Annotated in this window: 17 protein-coding genes; 12 read left to right on the top strand and 5 right to left on the bottom strand. The window is 50.3% G+C overall.

Annotation, left to right across the window (positions count from 1 at the left end; translation table 11 throughout):
* Positions 1 to 18: 18 nt before the first annotated feature.
* The gene (locus JNUCC32_RS18820) at positions 19 to 408 is read left to right on the top strand and encodes an iron chaperone (protein ID WP_192569450.1); all 390 of its coding nucleotides are present in this window, start codon (positions 19 to 21) and stop codon (positions 406 to 408) included.
* Between the two features lie 46 nt (positions 409 to 454).
* On the opposite strand, the gene JNUCC32_RS18815 is transcribed toward JNUCC32_RS18820, so the two are convergent.
* A complete protein-coding gene (locus JNUCC32_RS18815; RefSeq protein ID WP_192569449.1) occupies positions 455 to 883 on the bottom strand; it encodes a GNAT family N-acetyltransferase in 429 nt (142 codons plus the stop codon).
* Between the two features lie 350 nt (positions 884 to 1233).
* On the opposite strand from JNUCC32_RS18815, the gene erm reads away from it, so the two are divergent.
* From erm to JNUCC32_RS18780, 7 genes are all read left to right on the top strand, one after another.
* The gene (gene erm, locus JNUCC32_RS18810) at positions 1234 to 2106 is read left to right on the top strand and encodes a 23S ribosomal RNA methyltransferase Erm (protein WP_192569448.1); all 873 of its coding nucleotides are present in this window, start codon (positions 1234 to 1236) and stop codon (positions 2104 to 2106) included.
* Between the two features lie 120 nt (positions 2107 to 2226).
* Positions 2227 to 2604: a MerR family transcriptional regulator gene (locus JNUCC32_RS18805; RefSeq protein WP_015733837.1), complete on the top strand. Its 378-nt coding sequence runs from the start codon at positions 2227 to 2229 to the stop codon at positions 2602 to 2604.
* Positions 2601 to 2921 (top strand): thioredoxin family protein, encoded by a 321-nt coding sequence (locus JNUCC32_RS18800; RefSeq protein WP_009595391.1) that lies wholly within the window; start codon positions 2601 to 2603, stop codon positions 2919 to 2921. Before JNUCC32_RS18805 ends, JNUCC32_RS18800 begins: the two co-directional genes overlap by 4 nt.
* 141 nt (positions 2922 to 3062) lie before the next feature.
* Complete coding sequence (locus JNUCC32_RS18795) at positions 3063 to 3740, top strand: CPBP family intramembrane glutamic endopeptidase (RefSeq protein ID WP_192569447.1); 678 nt, start codon at positions 3063 to 3065, stop codon at positions 3738 to 3740.
* 86 nt (positions 3741 to 3826) lie between these two features.
* A complete protein-coding gene (locus tag JNUCC32_RS18790; RefSeq protein ID WP_096775246.1) occupies positions 3827 to 4234 on the top strand; it encodes a MerR family transcriptional regulator in 408 nt (135 codons plus the stop codon).
* Positions 4221 to 4961: an SDR family oxidoreductase gene (locus JNUCC32_RS18785; RefSeq protein ID WP_192569446.1), complete on the top strand. Its 741-nt coding sequence runs from the start codon at positions 4221 to 4223 to the stop codon at positions 4959 to 4961. Before JNUCC32_RS18790 ends, JNUCC32_RS18785 begins: the two co-directional genes overlap by 14 nt.
* A gap of 149 nt (positions 4962 to 5110) precedes the next feature.
* Positions 5111 to 7039, top strand: coding sequence for a PAS domain S-box protein (locus JNUCC32_RS18780; protein WP_192569445.1), 1929 nt, complete (start codon positions 5111 to 5113; stop codon positions 7037 to 7039).
* Positions 7040 to 7096: 57 nt separating this feature from the next.
* Here JNUCC32_RS18780 and JNUCC32_RS18775 read toward each other — a convergent pair whose 3' ends face one another.
* The 4 genes from JNUCC32_RS18775 to JNUCC32_RS18760 form a co-directional block, all read right to left on the bottom strand.
* A complete protein-coding gene (locus JNUCC32_RS18775; RefSeq protein WP_192569444.1) occupies positions 7097 to 8809 on the bottom strand; it encodes a cellulase family glycosylhydrolase in 1713 nt (570 codons plus the stop codon).
* A gap of 343 nt (positions 8810 to 9152) precedes the next feature.
* A complete protein-coding gene (locus tag JNUCC32_RS18770) occupies positions 9153 to 12629 on the bottom strand; it encodes a copper amine oxidase N-terminal domain-containing protein (RefSeq protein ID WP_192569443.1) in 3477 nt (1158 codons plus the stop codon).
* Positions 12630 to 12802: 173 nt separating this feature from the next.
* Entirely contained in the window at positions 12803 to 13780 is a 978-nt protein-coding gene (locus JNUCC32_RS18765; RefSeq protein WP_192569442.1) for a proline dehydrogenase family protein, read from the bottom strand.
* Between the two features lie 81 nt (positions 13781 to 13861).
* The gene (locus tag JNUCC32_RS18760; protein WP_192569441.1) at positions 13862 to 14680 is read right to left on the bottom strand and encodes an AraC family transcriptional regulator; all 819 of its coding nucleotides are present in this window, start codon (positions 14678 to 14680) and stop codon (positions 13862 to 13864) included.
* A 160-nt stretch (positions 14681 to 14840) separates the two neighbouring features.
* On the opposite strand from JNUCC32_RS18760, the gene JNUCC32_RS18755 reads away from it, so the two are divergent.
* The 4 genes from JNUCC32_RS18755 (at position 14841) to JNUCC32_RS18740 (ending at position 17452) form a co-directional block, all read left to right on the top strand.
* Positions 14841 to 15158, top strand: a complete 318-nt coding sequence (locus JNUCC32_RS18755; protein WP_192569440.1) for an ArsR/SmtB family transcription factor — start codon at positions 14841 to 14843, stop codon at positions 15156 to 15158.
* 66 nt (positions 15159 to 15224) lie between these two features.
* Positions 15225 to 15707, top strand: coding sequence for an SRPBCC family protein (locus JNUCC32_RS18750; protein WP_015733845.1), 483 nt, complete (start codon positions 15225 to 15227; stop codon positions 15705 to 15707).
* A 130-nt stretch (positions 15708 to 15837) separates the two neighbouring features.
* On the top strand, positions 15838 to 16869 hold the full coding sequence (locus JNUCC32_RS18745; RefSeq protein WP_192572695.1) for a C45 family autoproteolytic acyltransferase/hydrolase: 1032 nt from the start codon (positions 15838 to 15840) through the stop codon (positions 16867 to 16869).
* Positions 16862 to 17452: a hypothetical protein gene (locus JNUCC32_RS18740; RefSeq protein ID WP_228468783.1), complete on the top strand. Its 591-nt coding sequence runs from the start codon at positions 16862 to 16864 to the stop codon at positions 17450 to 17452. Before JNUCC32_RS18745 ends, JNUCC32_RS18740 begins: the two co-directional genes overlap by 8 nt.
* Positions 17453 to 17789: the final 337 nt, after the last annotated feature.

Below are 17789 nucleotides of genomic sequence, written 5' to 3'. Positions count from 1 at the left end.
AAAGGGCTGTTATATCTGATGAAAGACGATAAAATCGTATACGGGTCGATCGACGATTACATTTCCGGCTTTGCTCCGGAGGTCCAGGATATCCTCCAGACATTAAGGCATGTGATTCAGGAAACAGCCCCGGAAGCCAAGGAAAAAATCAGCTACCAGATGCCAACCTTCGACCTCCACGGGAACCTCGTGCATTTTGCGGCATTCAAGAAACATATCGGCTTTTACCCCGCGCCCAGCGGGATCGAGGCGTTCCAAGATGAGCTGAAGGTATATCATGCGTCCAAGGGAACCTTGAAATTTCCGATCGATCAGCCGCTGCCTTATGACCTGATACGCCGAATCGTCCAATATCGGGTTCAGCAAAACCTGGAGAAGGCAGAAAGCAAAGCGAAAAAGAAGAGGTAGGCGAAGTGCTCGGGAGGGGAAGGCAGCCTTGCTGCCTTCTTTTATCTCATAGAGTTTTCTTCATATAGTAGTGGGTATGCCGCCCGGCGTTCTCGATTTTGCCATACACTTCGTAACCCTGCTTAAGGTAAAAATCAAAGGCTTGAAAGCTCAGCGTATCCAATTTAACGAACTCGCATTGCTTCTCCTTCGCGATGTCTTCGGCCTTGTTTAACAGTTTGGCGCCGTACCCCGATTGACGGAACGCTTCATCCACGAACAAATAGTGGATCTCCAGCCAGTTCCAGCATATTTCCCCAACGACTCCGCCCAAAATCTGACCGTCCTCCTTCCTTAACAATAAGTTGATTTCCTGGTAACGGCCTTTTAAATCGTCAGGGAAATGCTTCAGATTATACGCAATCATTTGGTTTCTTACGTAATGTTTGTCCACGCTATCGGTTTCGTTTGATTCATTCGTGAAATAGATATTCATATCGTTTTACTCCTTCCGGTATGCCGGATGCGAGGTGTTTGCAGGATTCGAATACGGGTTATGCTAGCTCTCCTCCTCAACATACCATATGTGTTGCATGTACCGGCGGTAAAAAATCCTTTTAACAGAATGTACCCGTGAGCCCGCGGGGGGGCTATGTTATACTGTCATTGTTATTTTATCCGTTTCATCTAAGGGAGGATTGTCCTGACATGTGCTGCATCGCATTCATACGTATTCGTTAATGAGGGTACAGAACATCTACATCCATCCATTTTCATGTAAAAATGCGAAGGATTATTTGTGCTGTGCCTTTTTCATTACTATACGAATGAATGAGGTGCTTTTTTGTGTCCAAATATCATAAAACCCATCGTGAAAAGCTGAAGAAACCGTCCAACTTTTCCGCGCAGCATCTATTAATCAGCAAAAGGCTGATTCATGATATGATCGACTTGGCCCGGATTCGCTCCACCGATACCGTTCTTGATATCGGCGCGGGTACAGGGGCGTTAACCTTTCCGCTTGCAGAGAAAGCGGCACGCGTGCTCGCAATCGAGGCTGATCCGGCATTTGTGGATAAACTGCTGGGCAAGATGAAGGATAGCAGCAACATTCGCGTCAAGCAGTCGGATTTTCTGGAAATTCCGCTGCCGAGAAATCCATTTGCCGTCGTGGCCAATATTCCGTATTCGATCACCACGCCGATCATGGGGAAGCTTTTGGAGTGCCCCGGCCTCCCTCTGCAGCGGGCCGTACTGCTTGTGGAGATGGGGGCAGCCAAACGTTTTACGGCCGTTCCCATTCAAGATCCGCGAATTCTCAGCTGGAGGATGCAGTACGACATTCGGCTCGTGCGGACCGTTTCGCCCCGTCATTTTGCGCCGCCTCCCCAAGTGGATTCAGCCATTCTGACCATTCATCGGAGGAAGAAGCCGCTCATTGCCGCATCGCATCAGCCCAAGTTTACGGCGCTGGCCGCCTATGGGCTGCGGGATGCCCGGCTGCCGTTATTTGCGGCTCTATCCGGCGTGTTTACACCTCCCCAGATGGCGAAGCTCGTTAAAGTGCTTAGAGTGGACCGAGAGCTCCCCATCGGTCGGCTGAACGAAGAGCAGTGGGGGACCGTTTTTCATACGATGCTCCAGCATGTGCCGGCGAATCGCTGGCCGAAGCTTCGCAAGGGCGCCGGCAGCAAGTCCAAGAAAAGAAAGCGACTTTGAAGCGTTAGCCAACACTTCGAATTCTCGCTTTTTGAAAAAAATCGCGAAATCCTCTTGACCCTGACACTAGTGTCAGGGTTTACAATGAAATCGAATCGTTCGTCCAGGAGGTGTGAAAGCATGAAAATCGGAGAACTCGCGGCCCGTACCGGCGTCAGCATTCGTTCGCTGCGGTACTACGAGCAGCAAGGATTGCTGACGCCGGTCCGAAACGAGAACGGTTATCGGGAATATTCGATGCTTGCGGAAGAGCAGGTGCGTACCATCCAGTTATATCTAAACCTTGGATTGACCACCGAGCAGATCGCCGGTTTCCTGCATTGCGTCCTGAAAAACAAAGAGGCGTTTTGCGCGGAGGTGTTCCCGATTTTTCGTCAAAAAATCGCAGAGATCGAAGCGCAGATTCACCAGCTGAATCATATCAAGATGAATCTGGAGGAACGCATGCAATCGATTCTGGATGAACGGGAATCGGAGGAAGCGGAGGAATGCAAATGAGTTTACCACGATTAGACGCAGGGAGCTTTCAAAGCTCGATCAACCAGAACGGGGTCACGCTTGTTGAATTCGGAGCGGCATGGTGTCCGCCCTGCAAAGTGCTGCTTCCCATTCTGGAAGAGTTGAGCCGGGAGGAGGCGGGTCGCCTGGACATCTATCAGGTGGATTGTGACGAATCCCCCGAGCTTGCCGCCCAATTCGGCATCATGTCCATGCCGACGGTGATTGTGTTTCATAACGGAGAACCGGCAGATAAACTGATAGGGCTCCGGCCGAAGAGTGTATACCAAGCGGCGCTGGGCCGTTATGTATCATAAAATGAATGAATAGCGAAAACGCCTCTGATGTCGTGATGTCAGGGGCGTTTTCTTTTGGAGCAGAGGGCATTACGCCCGGCGTATCGAACTCTAATATATGGAAGATGTATGGATGTAACCTGTTTAAAGGAGATACTTTCAATGAGATCAAGAAGGAAAATCGTTTCTCTTATGGCCATCATCGTATTTAGCTGTCTAGCCATGAGTTTGGTCGACGCGGTGATCCGTCCGGATTACGCCGTCAAATCCGCCATCAAAATCATCCTCTTTCTGACATTGCCGATTGGCTACGCCATCTTCGCGGGCGGGGTTCCGTTTCGCAGGCTGTTCGCGTTCGAGAGAAGGGGGCTCCTAACCTCCCTGCTGCTGGGACTCGGCGTATTCGCCTTCATACTCGGCGCCTATTTTGGGCTGGGGCCTTTATTCGACTTTACCAAGGTGACAGGGGCACTGGAGGATAATATGGGTGTCAATGCAGGCAATTTCGTATTGGTCGCCCTTTACATATCCATCGTGAATTCATTGCTGGAAGAGTTCTTTTTCCGCGGATTTGCTTTTTTCACGCTGAAGGAGCAGGTCGGGCGCAGGTTTGCATATGTATTCAGTGCCGGGGCTTTTGCCATGTATCATGTTGCGATGATGTCCAGCTGGTTCTCGGTAGGACTGTTCCTCTTGTTAATCGCGGGACTGGTTGTGGCGGGACTGCTGTTTAACTGGCTGAATGAGCGAAACGGCAATATTTACGCGTCCTGGATGGTGCATATGTTTGCCAATTTTGCGATCAATGCGATCGGTTTGATGCTATTCGGGATGATTTGAGTGTAGGGCGTCGGGCTCCCGGGATAGCCTTGTAAAATGACGGATTGACCCTCACATGATGTGATGCTTTAAAATGCGGATAACCGATGAAAAAGGAGCTGCTTGGCGTGCATATTAGTGAATTGTCACGAAAAACGGGCGTAAGTCTGCGTTCCTTGCGTTATTACGAGGAGAAGGAGCTGCTGTGCCCGGAGCGTCTGAATAATGGCTATCGCGAATACAGGGAAACGGATATCGAGCGGGTCCGCTTGATCCAGATGTATTTTAGCCTGGGATTGACGGTGAAGGAAATTATGAGTTTTTTTCAATGCGCGTTCGATGAGCATATCAAAATCGAATGTCTTCCTAACGCCATTGAGGTGGGAAGGCGGAAGCTGGATGACATCCAGCTGCAGATGGAGATGCTGAAACAGGCGGAACTCCATTTGGAGAAGAGCATTGCGGCATGGGAGGCTATTTTGCATAAGGGGGACGGGCGTCGTGAACAAGGCTAGCGGGGAAGAGGTACAGCGAGTGGCCGTTGTGACGGGAGGCAACCGCGGGATTGGAAAAGAGATAGCAAGACAGCTCGCTGCCAAAGGGCTTCAGGTGCTGATTACATCCCGTGACGAAGAGAAGGGGAGGCTGGCAGTCCAAGAACTGCTTAACGAGGGGCTCCGTGTGAAACTGCATGTAGCGGATGTCCATGAGGTCCGCGATGTGGCAGGAATGATGAATCGAATACAGTCTGACTATGGGCGCCTTGACGTGCTGGTGAACAATGCGGGGGTGATTTTGGATCGAGGGGTTTCTGTGCTCGATGTAGAGGAGACGGTCGTGCGCGCAACGCTGGAGACGAATTTTTTCGGTGCTCTGCGAATGACGCAGGCTGCAATACCTTTGATGAAGCAGCATCACTACGGGCGTATCGTAAACATCTCGTCGGGTCTCGGAGCCTTCGAAATCATGCAGGGCGGTTACGGTTTACAAGGGGCATCCGCGGCATACCGCATCTCCAAAACGATGCTGAACGCGTTAACCTGTCTCGTCTCGCAGGATGTAGCCAATACCGGAATAAAGGTGAATGCGGTGTGCCCGGGCCGGGTTCAGACCGATATGGGAGGAGCAGACGCTCCGTTAACCGTTGCCGAAGGGGCCGATACGGCGGTATGGCTGGCGACGATGGAGGATGATGGACCCAGCGGGAATTTTTTTCGTGAACGGCAAGGAATCGCTTGGTAATGCGGAAGGTATTTCAGCTAACAATGGATTAAATCTATCATAAGGTATACCGATGACTCTACTAATGATTAGCAATATAAAATTACTCTGAAAAAACTCCTATTTTGAAGACGCTGATGTATAATAAGCGGTATCAGGAGGTGCAGAGTATGAGTGATATCAACATTTTCGGCCATCAGGCTCTGTTTGAACATGTCTACAAAAGTGCTCCAATTGGCATTGCCCTGGTTACGATAGAAGGAAGCTGGATCAGCGTAAATCCTGCGGCGTGCAAAATGTTTGGCTACACGGACGAAGAATTGATGGCACAGCCGGCAACCGATTATATTTATTCTGAATGCATTAACAATAAAGACAAGCTTTTACGGTCCCTGGATGAGGCGTCCTCAACCATTGCGGTGGAGAAACAACTCGTACATAAGGACGGCAATGTCATCTGGGCGTCGATACATGTTTCTCTGGTTCGCGACGATCAGGATCAAACTCCCTTGTTCTTCATTTCGCAAATTGTTGATATTACCGACAGCAAGGTAGCCGAGCAGAAGCTCCAGGAGAGCATTGAGCGATACACCTCGCTGAAGAAGTATAACCATGATGCGATTATTTCTTTCAATCTGGAAGGCAGGATTATTAACGGGAACCAGATGGCGGAGCAGCTGACGGGTTTTAAGATTCCGGAGTTAATCGGAACTAAAATCTCGAATTTGATCGGCGAACGCAATCTCGCCCGAGTGCTCTCTTCTGCGGCCGATTATGTTGCCGCCGAGAAGGGGATCAACTGTATCCATCACAAGGACGGGCATCAGGTTGAAGTGCTCGCGACGCTTGCTCCCATTGTCATTCATGGCAAGAATGTGGGGTTCTACATTATAGCCAAGGATATGACGGAGCAGAAAAGGCTTATCATCGAGAAGGAAGCGGCCGAGAAGACGAATAAAGCCAAAAGCGAGTTTCTGGCGATGATGAGCCATGAGATCCGTACGCCGATGAACGGCGTAATCGGGATGACGGATTTGATACTGGAAACCGAGCTTGATGAGGAGCAGCGGGAGTACGTGCAGATCATCAAGAAGAGCGGGACAACCCTGCTGAACATCATAAATGATATTTTGGATTTCTCGAAGATCGAATCGGGCAGAACAGAGCTGGTGGAGGAAACATTCAGCCTAAGAACGGCCCTGTCCGAGACATTGAATATGATTCTTCCGAAGGCGCTGGACAAAAATATTGAGGTGACCACCTCTGTAGCGTCCGACGTGCCGAATCAAGTTTATGGGGACGTGACGAAGCTGCGGCAGGTATTAATGAACCTGCTCAGCAATGCCATTAAATTTACGCCGAACGGTGCCGTTTCGATCTCGGTTCAGTGTGTCAGGAACCAAGTTAACTCGAAGCTCATACAATTCTCCGTTACGGATACGGGCATAGGGGTGCCAAGCGAGAAGATTGCGCAGCTGTTCGAACCCTTCTATCAGGTGGATCATTATATGACGCGGCAGGTGGAAGGAACGGGACTCGGGCTGGCCATATGCAAAAAACTCGTTCAGTTGATGGGCGGGGATATCTGGTATGAGCGAAATCCGAATCAGCAGGGGTCCGTCTTTACGTTTACGGTCGATTTTTCGTTTAATGCAAACGCGGGCAACATGCCGGAGGCCGGGACGGTTCACGAGAATCACTCCGACGGCAGCGATCTGAAAATTTTGATTGCTGAGGATAATGAGGTGAACCAATTAGTCCTCAAGAAGATGATTGAGAAGCTGGGGTACAATTCGACTACCGTTCTCAATGGGCTTGAGGCGGTAGAGGCCTTTAAGCGATATCCGTATGACATGGTGTTCATGGATATACAGATGCCCTTCATGGATGGCATGGAAGCGGTCCAGCTCATTAAGGAATCGGCCCCGCCCGATCATCAGCCTTATATCGTGGCCGTGACGGCCCATGCGATCAAGGGGGATCGCGAGAAATATTTAGGAATGGGCATGGATGAGTATGTCAGCAAGCCTGTCAGCTTGAATGTCATCTCGGCCATTATCGATAGGTTTCTGGCTGAACGAAATATTGCGCAAGCCTAAATAGACAAAAGCTCAAGTGATTTCACTTGAGCTTTTGTTATTCCCATGCAGCATAACCTATGAGGTGCTGCCGGTCACGCTGCTGCCGTTCTTCGTTAGGTTGTAGGTAATGACCTCGCCGCTCCAGAAATGAAACTTGAGGATGACTTCTCCGTCTCTGACCTCGTTAAAAAAGACAGGTTTAAGCTTGATTTCATGGCTTGCGTAGGATGGGGAAAACGTGTATTCAAATTCCTTGAAGGAGGTCCAGTCCTGCGGCCCTGCATTGCCTCCCGATGCGTAAACAGCCTCCATCGTGGCCAGCTGATCCCCGTTGAACGTCGCGGGAATGCTGAACGAATCAGTGGTTCCCTGCGTGCTGCGCAGCACAGGCGTATCATGATAAACAACCCTGAAGTTCCAGTCCGCGCCTCGGTTGAACTTGGCCGTCAGTACGGCATTCACTCCGAATTGTCCGGATGAAGTCAGCCTGGACAGCAGGCTGGATGTAAACGTAATCTCATTTCCGTTCAGTGTATAATCCTGCCCGGCGACTAACCGCTGTCCGTTTGAGCGGATTTCGGCCAATGCGTTGCCGTTCAAGTTCAATGGGATGCTTTGATCCTGGACCGCCGCTCCTTTTTTCACAAAAATCAGATCGGTATCAGCCGTGGAAGAACGTCCGCTCCAACCAGCCTTCATGATATTGTACAGCTCCGGATCGGACCAGGTAAAGGCGGTTCGCTTAAAGTGCTGGCCGTTGTCCCATATCATATGGGTAATGTTCTTCTGTTTGAGATAATAGGTTAGATATTCGAAGAACTTCAGTTTCTCGCCCTGCTCAATGACCCCTGTGCTTTGATCGAAGCCAAGCAGCCCGTATTCGCCAAGGATAACGGGAATTCCTCTGGCGATAAAGGTGTCATATACATGGTTGAACGTCTGATGGATATCGTTTCGGGTATCCGTCTCAAAACGGGTATACCCCGCGATGTTCACGCTGAACGGCCAAAACCCATAATAATGGACGGTGGCGATGAGATTGGCATCATTCAGCTTGGTCATGGTGTTGTACAGCTCGTTCATTCTAGCTTGAGTCGGGGATGCCTCAAGGGTAGAGAGCACAAGCGGCCGGGTTGCATTGCGTGCTCCAGATCCACGGACGATCCGATGGAACGACGTTTGAAGCTCATCCAGCATCTGAAAGGCTTTGGACTCGTCGGTGGTCCCGCCATCCGAGAAGCGGGGTTCATTGACGCTTTCAAACATCAGCTTGTTCGAATGGGTGCGGAAGCGCTGGGCAACTTGAGTCCATACGGCGTTGTACTTGGCAACGACTTCGTTGCGGTTGTTCTCCATATGGCTGATCCACAGCCACGAATCGTGATGGACATTGATCATGACGTACAGATCGGCGTCCAGCGCCCAATCGACAACCTCCTCGACCCGGTCCATGTAAGAGGCGTCGATGGCATAACTCGGTGCACTGCCGATGTGATGGTTCCAGGTTACCGGAATGCGGATGCTCTTATATCCCTGTGCCGCAATTTGGTCGATCAGCGCTTTGGTGATGCGCGGATTTCCCCATGCCGTCTCGTCAGCTCCCACGGCATCCAGCGAATTGCCCAGGTTCCAGCCGGGCTGCATATCATTGACGTAGGCTTGGGGATTTTTCTTTGGATGCTTTGGATGTTCGTGTTTCGCTGCGGATGCGTATGAAGGGAACAATGAGATGACCAGAGAAACGATGAGAGCCAAGGAACAGATGGATTTCTTATTGAGGTTTATCATTAGCATCTCCTTTGTCATGAAGTTGTGAAGCGGTATTTTCACTAGATTCATTCAATGACCGTTATCCGTTGTTGAGGACCTAGCTGCAACAATGGCTTTTAAGGTCAGGATTCACCTCCAAATGATATTTTTGAAAGCGCTTTCTGATTATAAATTATCATATTTTTCCATGAGGGAGTACCCGGATAATTCATCTTAAAATCATGTGGAAATTAGTTATGAGATGCAAGGAGTTTTGAAAATGGGGGCTTGATGGAAGAAGGGATAAAAAAGAGCCGTACCTCATCGTCTTAGTGATGAGGTACGGCTCTACATGTTAAAGCTTATTTTGATGCACTTTGGATTAAGGTGTTTTCTTTAATACAACAAGCGTTTTGGACGCTTCGGATAAAGGCGTTGCGGATTGAGTGCTCGACACAGATTTCTTATCTTTGGCCAGTACGGACAGGACATAAACGGCGTACTCCGCATTGTCTTTAATGTTTTGACCCAGGGCATCCTCGGCAGGGATATCGATGAGGGTCGAGACATCTTTGCCATCCGGTTTTATTGTTGCATTCTTATCTTCTTTGGCAGCGGCGTCCGTTGCTGCTTTAAGATTGAAGGTCTTCATGTTATTTTTCTCTACAAACAACAGGCGGTAAGCCGTAATGCCTCGCTCATCAATCGCCCTCTTGAAATCGACTTGAAGCTTCTTTCCACTCGCATCCAGCTTGGCTGTAACGCCCGTTGTTTGGGTGAGGTTAGGGATTTCGAATTCTTCCGACATGTCAGAGATGCTGTTCTTAGTTGACACGGTGCCATCAGCAACGGCAAGAATATAAACTCTGTACTTGACTCCAGCCACGACAGCTGCGCCGGTTACATCCGATAATCCTGCAGAAAGCTTCTGTTCAATTCTGACGGTAGATGGAGCAACCGTCGTATATAATTGTCCGTTGGTGATTTTGTTCGCATCATCCAATCCGAAACTTCTGCTCGATGGTACGATCAGAATTCGGTATTCTCCCACAGTACCGGAAGAAGGATTGAATTTAACCATAATATCACTGCTGTTCCCGTTGGTGCTTTCAATCCCGGCATACACATCAGAAGGAACCGTGACGGCTGTACCCGAAAGCTTGATAGGCGCCGATGGTGCTGACAGGGCATTGCCTATTGAACCATTGTTGCTTACGGACAGTACGAATACTTGATAATCCACCGAATTGCGAATCGGCTGACCTTCGACGTCGTTGATTCCCGATCTCAGAACGTCACCGAAAATGGTGCCAACCGGTACACTATCGTAGTTGCCCGGACGCACATTGATAGCTTGATCCACTTTAAAGTTACCAGCGTTGGTTTGCTTTACGACCATGATTCGGTATTCTTTGATGTTGGCATCATTAGCTGGATTGGTGAATGATACTTTCAAGTCGCTTGCGTTATTATTGTCTCCCACATCCGCTGCTGTAACGTTCGTTACTGCCGCTACCTGGGTCACGCCTTGAATCGTAACCGCATTAGAGACCGCCGAAAGCGCGTTGCTGTAATTCGAATAGCTGTTGCCTACAGACAAGACATACACGCGGTAGCTTGAACCTCTTTGAATGAGGGCTCCATCGCTATCCTTGGTCGTGTTAACCAAATCTCGAGTGATGGTACCGCCGGTTTTGTTAACCAACGTGTAATACCCATTGCTGTAAGCTTGCGACACGTTCAGGCTTTGGTTTGACTTTACGACAATAACCCGGTAATGGTCGATGTAGCTTTCGCCATAAGCAGGACTGAAGGTGACTCTCAGGTCGCTTCCGTTTCCGTTATTTCCGTTTAGCGTCAGGGACGGCGTGGAAACAGGGTTAACGTTCTGATTGGCGTTCCCAAGCGTAATGGAAGCATAGTCAGATAATGCATTGTTACTGGTCGAATATCCTACGGACAGGACATAAACGCGATAGCTGACGCCATTGCGAATCAGTTCTCCGTCAATATCGCGGCTGCCTGAATTCAGCACCTGCGACATGTAGTTGCTGCTGCTGTTGTTCTTGCTGATTTGCGTATAATAATAGCTGCTTAAATTGGTTGCCCTGTACAGATCAAAATAACTATTCGATGATTTAACAACGAAGACCTGATAATGGCTAATATTCGATTGATCGGACGGGCGATAGAATGACACCTGCAGGTCGCGACCGTCATTGTAGTTGTTCACGTCGGTGACGGACAGGCTGGTAACCGCGCCCACATTGTAGCTGGAACTCAAGATGATGGAGCTTGATGGAGCGGACAGCACGTTGTTATTGGCGTTATTGTTGTCCACCGCCATGACGAATACGCGATAGTACACGCCGTTGCGAATCGTTGCTCCATCCACGTCTCTGGCGCCCGATGACAGCGTCAGGTTCGTGATGTTATTGCCGGTTTTGTTGACATGGGTATAGTAGTTGTAGCTGGAAGCCGTGTTGGCTCTGCTTAGGTTAAAGCTGCTATAATTGCTGTCCTTTACGACAAACACGCGATAAGAATGAATGCTGGATTCGTTGGACACCTTGTTGAAGCTTACGCGAAGATCGCGGCCATCACCGGCATCGCCGATATCCGTTACCTGCGTGATGAAAGGAACCGTTGTATTCCCCGTGCTGAGGGTGATGCTGGCCGAACCGGACGAGAGGTTGCTTGCAAGCACGCTCTCGTTGCTGCTGACAGACTGAACGAATGCGGTGTAAGCGACTCCGCTGCGAATGAGCTCGCCTGAAGTATCGCGGGCGGAAGAACTCAGCGTCGTGGACAGCGTTGTATTCGTCGTACTGGATTTGCTCACCGTCGTATAATTCTGGCTAGCTACAGACTTAGCTGCTGCCAAGTTGAAGTTAGCTGCATCCTTCGTTTTTACGACAAACACGCGGTAGTTGCTTACATTGCTCTCGTTTTGGGCGCGCGTAAAGCTGACCTGAAGATCACGGCCATCGCCGTAGTCGCTCACATCGCTCGCTTTTACGTTGGTTGCGCCGTTCACCGAATTGGTGTTGGTCAGCGTCAACGACGGGGAAGCCGAGGAAAGGGCATACGTTCCGCCTGTTTTGCTGACTGCCAATACATAAGCCTTATAAGCCTGGTTATCGCGGATAAGGTCACCGTCCACATCCTTTGAGCCGGATGTAAGGGTCAGCGTCGGATCCGAGCCGGATGGATATACCGTGGCGTAAGCAGCGGAGGATACGCGCTGTGCCTCGGTTTGGTTTAACGTCTTGGACTGCTTCACAATCATGACGCGGTAATGCGAGATTAAAGGTTCGGTCGACGATTTGGAGAAGCTGACCTGCAGATCGCGGCCGTCTCCGGCATTGCCGATATCCCGAAGGGTTACGTAATTCACCGGTGCGATCCCGGTATTGTTCCCGCCGGAATTGTTCGTCGTGGTGACGGTAACGGTTTTCGTTTTGGAATTCCAGCCGATTTTTTGGCCAAGGGCTTCGCTTACGAAGCGGACCGGCACCATGGTGTTGCCTTTTAAGTTCTTCGCCGGTACATCCAGCGCCACCGTCTTGTTATTGATGGTGGCCGTCTTGGAGTTGATTTTTAGGATGACGGTCGTGCCATCCTTGACCGCCGTGACGGTTTTCGTTTTTTGATTCCATTTGACCGATGCATCCAAGGCTTCGAAGATGGATCGCATCGGAAGCATGACGCGTCCCTGGATCATGACAGGCGCTTGAGGCGTATACAGCTTGACGCCGTCAATCAAGACGCTGATGTTCACTGCCGCCTGGGCCTGCGATTGGAATGTCATGGGAATTAACAGTATAGCTGCTAGCAAGGCAGTCCATATTCTTTTCACACACTCAACCTCCTGAATTTGCTTTGTTATTATTTTCCTCTACAATATGACGCATTCGTTCAGAATAAAGTTTCAACTATTACATCGGCATTCCGAAAATATTTTTTAGTACCAGATCATAAATAAGGGAAGAAACAGTGCATATTCGCCGTTTCTTCCCTCGTTATTGTTGATCAATATTGGGTAATGGGTTCGGTGCCGCCTGCGATCGACCGGGTTACCGCATCATAGATATTCGGCGGGTGCTCGGCGATTCGGTGGCACAAGTACAGGAACCACTCCTCGCCGTATGTCAGGTAGATTCGGACGGGGAAGCCTTCCTCCTTCAGTTGCTTGGCAAAGTCCGTTCGTATGCCATACAGCATTTCAATTTCGACGGCTGCGCCGCGATACACTTCGTTGCGGGTCATATGCCGCAGGATAGGTTCATCATGAGTGGCGACCGATACCGCCCTGCCTGCCTGAACGCATAAATCCACCATTTGAATATACCTAGTGGTAAGCGTCTCGGAACGAGGAATATACTGTCCCTCTTGTTCCTGATAGGCGCCTTTTACGATGCGGATCGTGCCGGAACCGTAGGTAAGAACTTGTTCGAGATCTTCCAGGGTTCGGGGGAGCTGGGCTTGCAGCGTGATGCCGACATTCGCGAACCGGGCCGATATTTTGCGATGCAGCGCAAGGATGGCATCCGTTTTGGCGGACTCCTCCATGCTGATGACCAGCTCCAAACCGGCTTCCTCCGCTTGGCTGGCAAGCCCTTCAAGATGCCGGTAAGCCAAATTCTCGTCTACCGATAATCCGATATGGGACAGGTCGAGCGAAATACGGGTGCCCGGCCGGCCATTCGAGCAGGCTTCGATTAACCGGGAGAACTCCAGGAAAGCCTGCGTACATTCGGCTTCGGTCAGGGTGTTCTCCCCGATATATTCCAGCGAAGTCCGATAACCTCGTGCATCCAGTGCATCCCGGCAGAACAAACCTCGCTCCAGCACGTCTCCCGCGACAAAACGCTCCGCTGCACGCAGCAGGATCGGATACCATTCGGCGGATTGCCGGACGTATTGTTTGAGCTGCAGGTTACGGGCAACTGACTTCAGAGCGTCGGCAAAAGCCTGTTCAGATAAAGAATCAGATAAAGAATCGTTCAAGTTAAACACCTCGCAACATTGGGATCTTCATGATTCTATCAGCGTCTGCGCGAGGCGGTATTGTATAAAATTGCGGATAGTTTAAGATGACGCTGCTTTCGCATACCGAAGAGGCGTTGTCCCCACGCACCCGGCAAAAGCTCTCGTGAAATGGCTCTGATCGTAAAACCCGGACTCGGCAGCAACGTCGGCGATGGTCTTCCCCTGTAACAGCTGCTCTTTCGCATAATTGATGCGCAATAAATTTTGGTAGGCATGCGGAGCAAGATGATAGGTTTCCGTAAACATCCGAATGAGGTGGAATTTGCTGATCCCGGATATGTCCTGCAGGGTATCGAGTGTAATGCGGTCTTTGTAATGATGATCCAAATACTTCTTCGCTCGAAGCATAGCCCGGGATTCATGCACATTGCCGCCAGGCACCGAGGCGCTTTCCTCCTGAAGCAGGCCGGTTTCCCGCATTAATGCCATCAGCATGGATTCAATCTCCAATGGAGTGGCTTTTTGCTGAAGCCCAATTCTGCAGGAATGAACCAGATTTCGGCAGCGATCGTTTTGATATTTCGGCAGCAGGATGGGCATATCGGATTGGGAGGGATGATAGCGGGCAGGCGCAGGGTCGAGCCACCGGGGATGGATAAAAACCATCGTATATTTCCAGTCGGCGGGATTCTCGGGATGGCAAGCATGAGGGAGCAGCGGCGGGAAATGCACAATATGTCCCTGAGCAGCCTCATACCGTTTCCCGGCAGACCATATGCGGGTAGCCCCTTGCTCAATGAGACCAATGGAGATTTCTTCGTGAAAATGCTTTTTGTAGGCCAGATGATCCAAAGCATCGCATTGTTTGATTTCCAAAAACGGCAGAGCAGGGTCGCGCAAAAATATAATATCGGGCATTTTCGTCACTCCTCCTTCTTGACTGGGGCAATCCCGTATTACCGTGTTAAAACCGGACATCAATAGCTACATTATAAAGAAGGCGTTATGTTTGTTCAAAGACGGCGTGAGCCTATTATATAACTTTACGGAAATATAACTGTATAGTAATATAATAAACATGTTGAACGACAACCTTTTTGAAGTATTGGCAGAGCCGAACCGCAGGACGATATTGGACTACCTGCGCGTGAAAGAGTGTACGGTGGGGGAGATTGTAGATCTCATGCAGCTCAGCCAACCCGGCGTGTCCAAACATCTGCGCATTTTGCGGGAAGCTGGCCTTGTCTCGCTGCGGAAAGAAGCACAGAGGCATGTGTACAGCCTGAATGCCAAGCCTCTGGAGGAGATCCACGACTGGCTGGAGCCCTATCGGCAGTTCTGGACGAACAAGCTGGATGATCTGGAGAGGCTGCTGGATGAGGATGAAGCTCCGTAATCTTCCTAAGGCCGCCGGATTGGATGATCCATTTTTGAATCAAACATTCCATGAGGAGGATGAGTGATGCTGGCTGTTGTACGGCAAGACGAGTTCGGAACGACCGTCCGATTTGAACGCCGCCTGAAGCATTCGGTTGAGAAGGTGTGGTCCTATCTGACGGATAATGACAAGCTGAAGCAGTGGTTTTCGGAGCTGAAGGTGGAGGATTTGCGCCAAGGCGGAAGAATTACCTTTGACATGCAGGACGGAACGTTCGAGGAGTTTGAGATTACGGACTATCGGGAGTTATCGGTACTGGAGTATACGTGGGGAGAGGACCGGGTGCGTTTTGAGCTGCATCCCGAGGCCGAAGGCTGCCGTCTGGTGTTGATCGAGACGATAACGAACATCACGGATCATACGCCGAAGGATATTGCCGGTTGGGACGTATGCCTGGACGTCATTGAGGCACTGCTGGATGGCAGGACGCTTGAATCGCGCAAAGACGCCTGGTCCGAAAAATACGAGCAATACGTTCACGTATTTGAACAATTGCCCCGAGCATAAATTTTGCTCCTTCCCAGCATGCAAACATGCGGGGTTGGAGCTTTTTTTATTGGAAGGAGGGTGAATTCCATCTATAATCGGATGAGGGATATATTCCCATATGGAATACCGTCTGGGTGGAGGGATCAAAATGCCGGATTACAAGGTAAACATCTTGCAGCTTAGAGAAGATAACTATCATAACGGGCTTAAGCTGGGCCGCAGCCTGCGAAATCAGCCCATATTGAAAGCTTTCGAAGCGGCCACCAAACCGGAGATCGACACGGAACAGTTGAAGAGCATCTATAACGAGTTTGCCCCGCAGCTGCTAACGGAGCTTGAAGGACTGGCGGAAGGTTTGGAAATGTCCTTTCCCAAAGCCGCGGCGCTTTTGGGCGGATACGACGTCCCGAAAATCGCGGCCATGGGCTGCTCGGCGATGATCACGGCCTCGTATTACGTAAGAAATTACGATTTTACGCCTGCGTTTTACGATGGTTATTTTACTGTGGCTCAAGCCGATCAAGGCCTGGCAACCGCGGGCTATAATTTGCAGGCCATAGGCAGGCATGACGGGGTGAATGAGCAAGGGCTTGCCGCCGGGCTGCATTTTGTCAGCTTTGACGGATACGAGGCGGGACTGTCGCCTTGGGTCGGCGTTCGGATGATACTGGAATCGTGCAGTACGGCAGAAGAAGCGTCTTATATGCTGCGCCATATTCCCCATGCGGCTTGTTATAACTTTTCAATAGGAGATGCACGGGGCAACATGGCCGTTGTCGAGGCAAGCCCGGACCAAGTGATTCCCCGTGCTGGCGGGGAGGCGGCAATTGCCTGCGTTAACCATTATGAGGCGTTGACGGGCAAAAACAGGCCTGCCATCGAGCATTCCCTGCGGCGTAAACGTTACCTCGACAGCCTGGATGCGGAACGGTTAACCCAAACCGAGGCTTTCGGTTTGTTTAAGGATCCAAAGTCCCCGTTGTTTTTTACGGATTACGACGATTTGTTCGGAACGCTGCATACCTTTTCGTACGCCTTCGAAGATGGAAGGGTCATGACCTCGCTTGCTCAGGGCGGCGTGCTTGATTTTTCGTTCAGGGAGTGGATCCGGGGCCAAGATATCCCCGAAGCGGCGTTGACGGGACATATCGATGGATATGAGGACGGACAGCGTGTTTAAAGCTCGGGCAGCAGGATTGCGCTTGGGTGCAATCGCGGCATTGTTAGTCCTCCTGCTGCTTTGTGCCGGAAAAGCCGATGAGGATATTACGCTTCAGAACGAGATCAACATTCCTTTTTTATATCGATTGCTAATGTCGTATGCCCCGGATTCATATACAGTAGAAAGCCAATACGGCAAACCGGATATCGTAAGAAAAGAACGGGACTATACGTATGAAATTCACGAAATGGCGGATGGCAGCAAGCTGGTTTCGTTCTTTTATCCCCGAGGTGGACATCTCACGGATCAATGGCGGCTTAGCCGCCTCCCGGAGCGGAGCGAGTTTGATGTTTTGGTTCCAGGAGAAGCCCTTGCTCAAGAAGTCAAACGGATCGATCCCTATTTTAAGCTCATGACCGACGCGAGCCATGAGACGGGAACCAGCGAGCATCGTCTCCGGGATACCGGATTGGCCACGATTCAATACAAGCACGCTGGGGGCAGATGGATCGTGGATTCGATCGAGTACACGGCTCAGGACCCTTCCGGTTTCGTAACGAAGCTTCGTGCGGAGGACCGGACGATCTTCTGGAAATCATAGGATGTTTATCATGGCTTTATTATAAGCGCTTCTTCCGGGTGAAGGAGCGTTTTTTGTGCCGTTCGTGCATGCCGAATTTGGAACATTCTGTGACTTAGCCGTCTGGGGCGGTTCAGCGTTTTCATTGGCGGATTTGTTTATGCTACACTGGTTTTAAGGATGGATTCACGGATCAGGACAAGCCAAACAAGTGAATCTAACAACGAAGAACACGCAAATAGAATAGTCCGCTGCACAGGTTTAGGCAGACGCCGCAGTACGTATCCGTATAGACATTGACCATCTGCAGCTGACGCGCTTATAGACCGCTTGGGTTACCTAATTTTCTACATAACGT

The sequence above is a fragment of the Paenibacillus sp. JNUCC32 genome (assembly GCF_014863545.1).
In the GTDB taxonomy this organism is placed as follows: domain Bacteria; phylum Bacillota; class Bacilli; order Paenibacillales; family Paenibacillaceae; genus Paenibacillus_AQ; species Paenibacillus_AQ lautus_A.
Note: the sequence above shows the minus strand (reverse complement) of the source record. Positions and strands in the feature narration are given on the sequence as shown.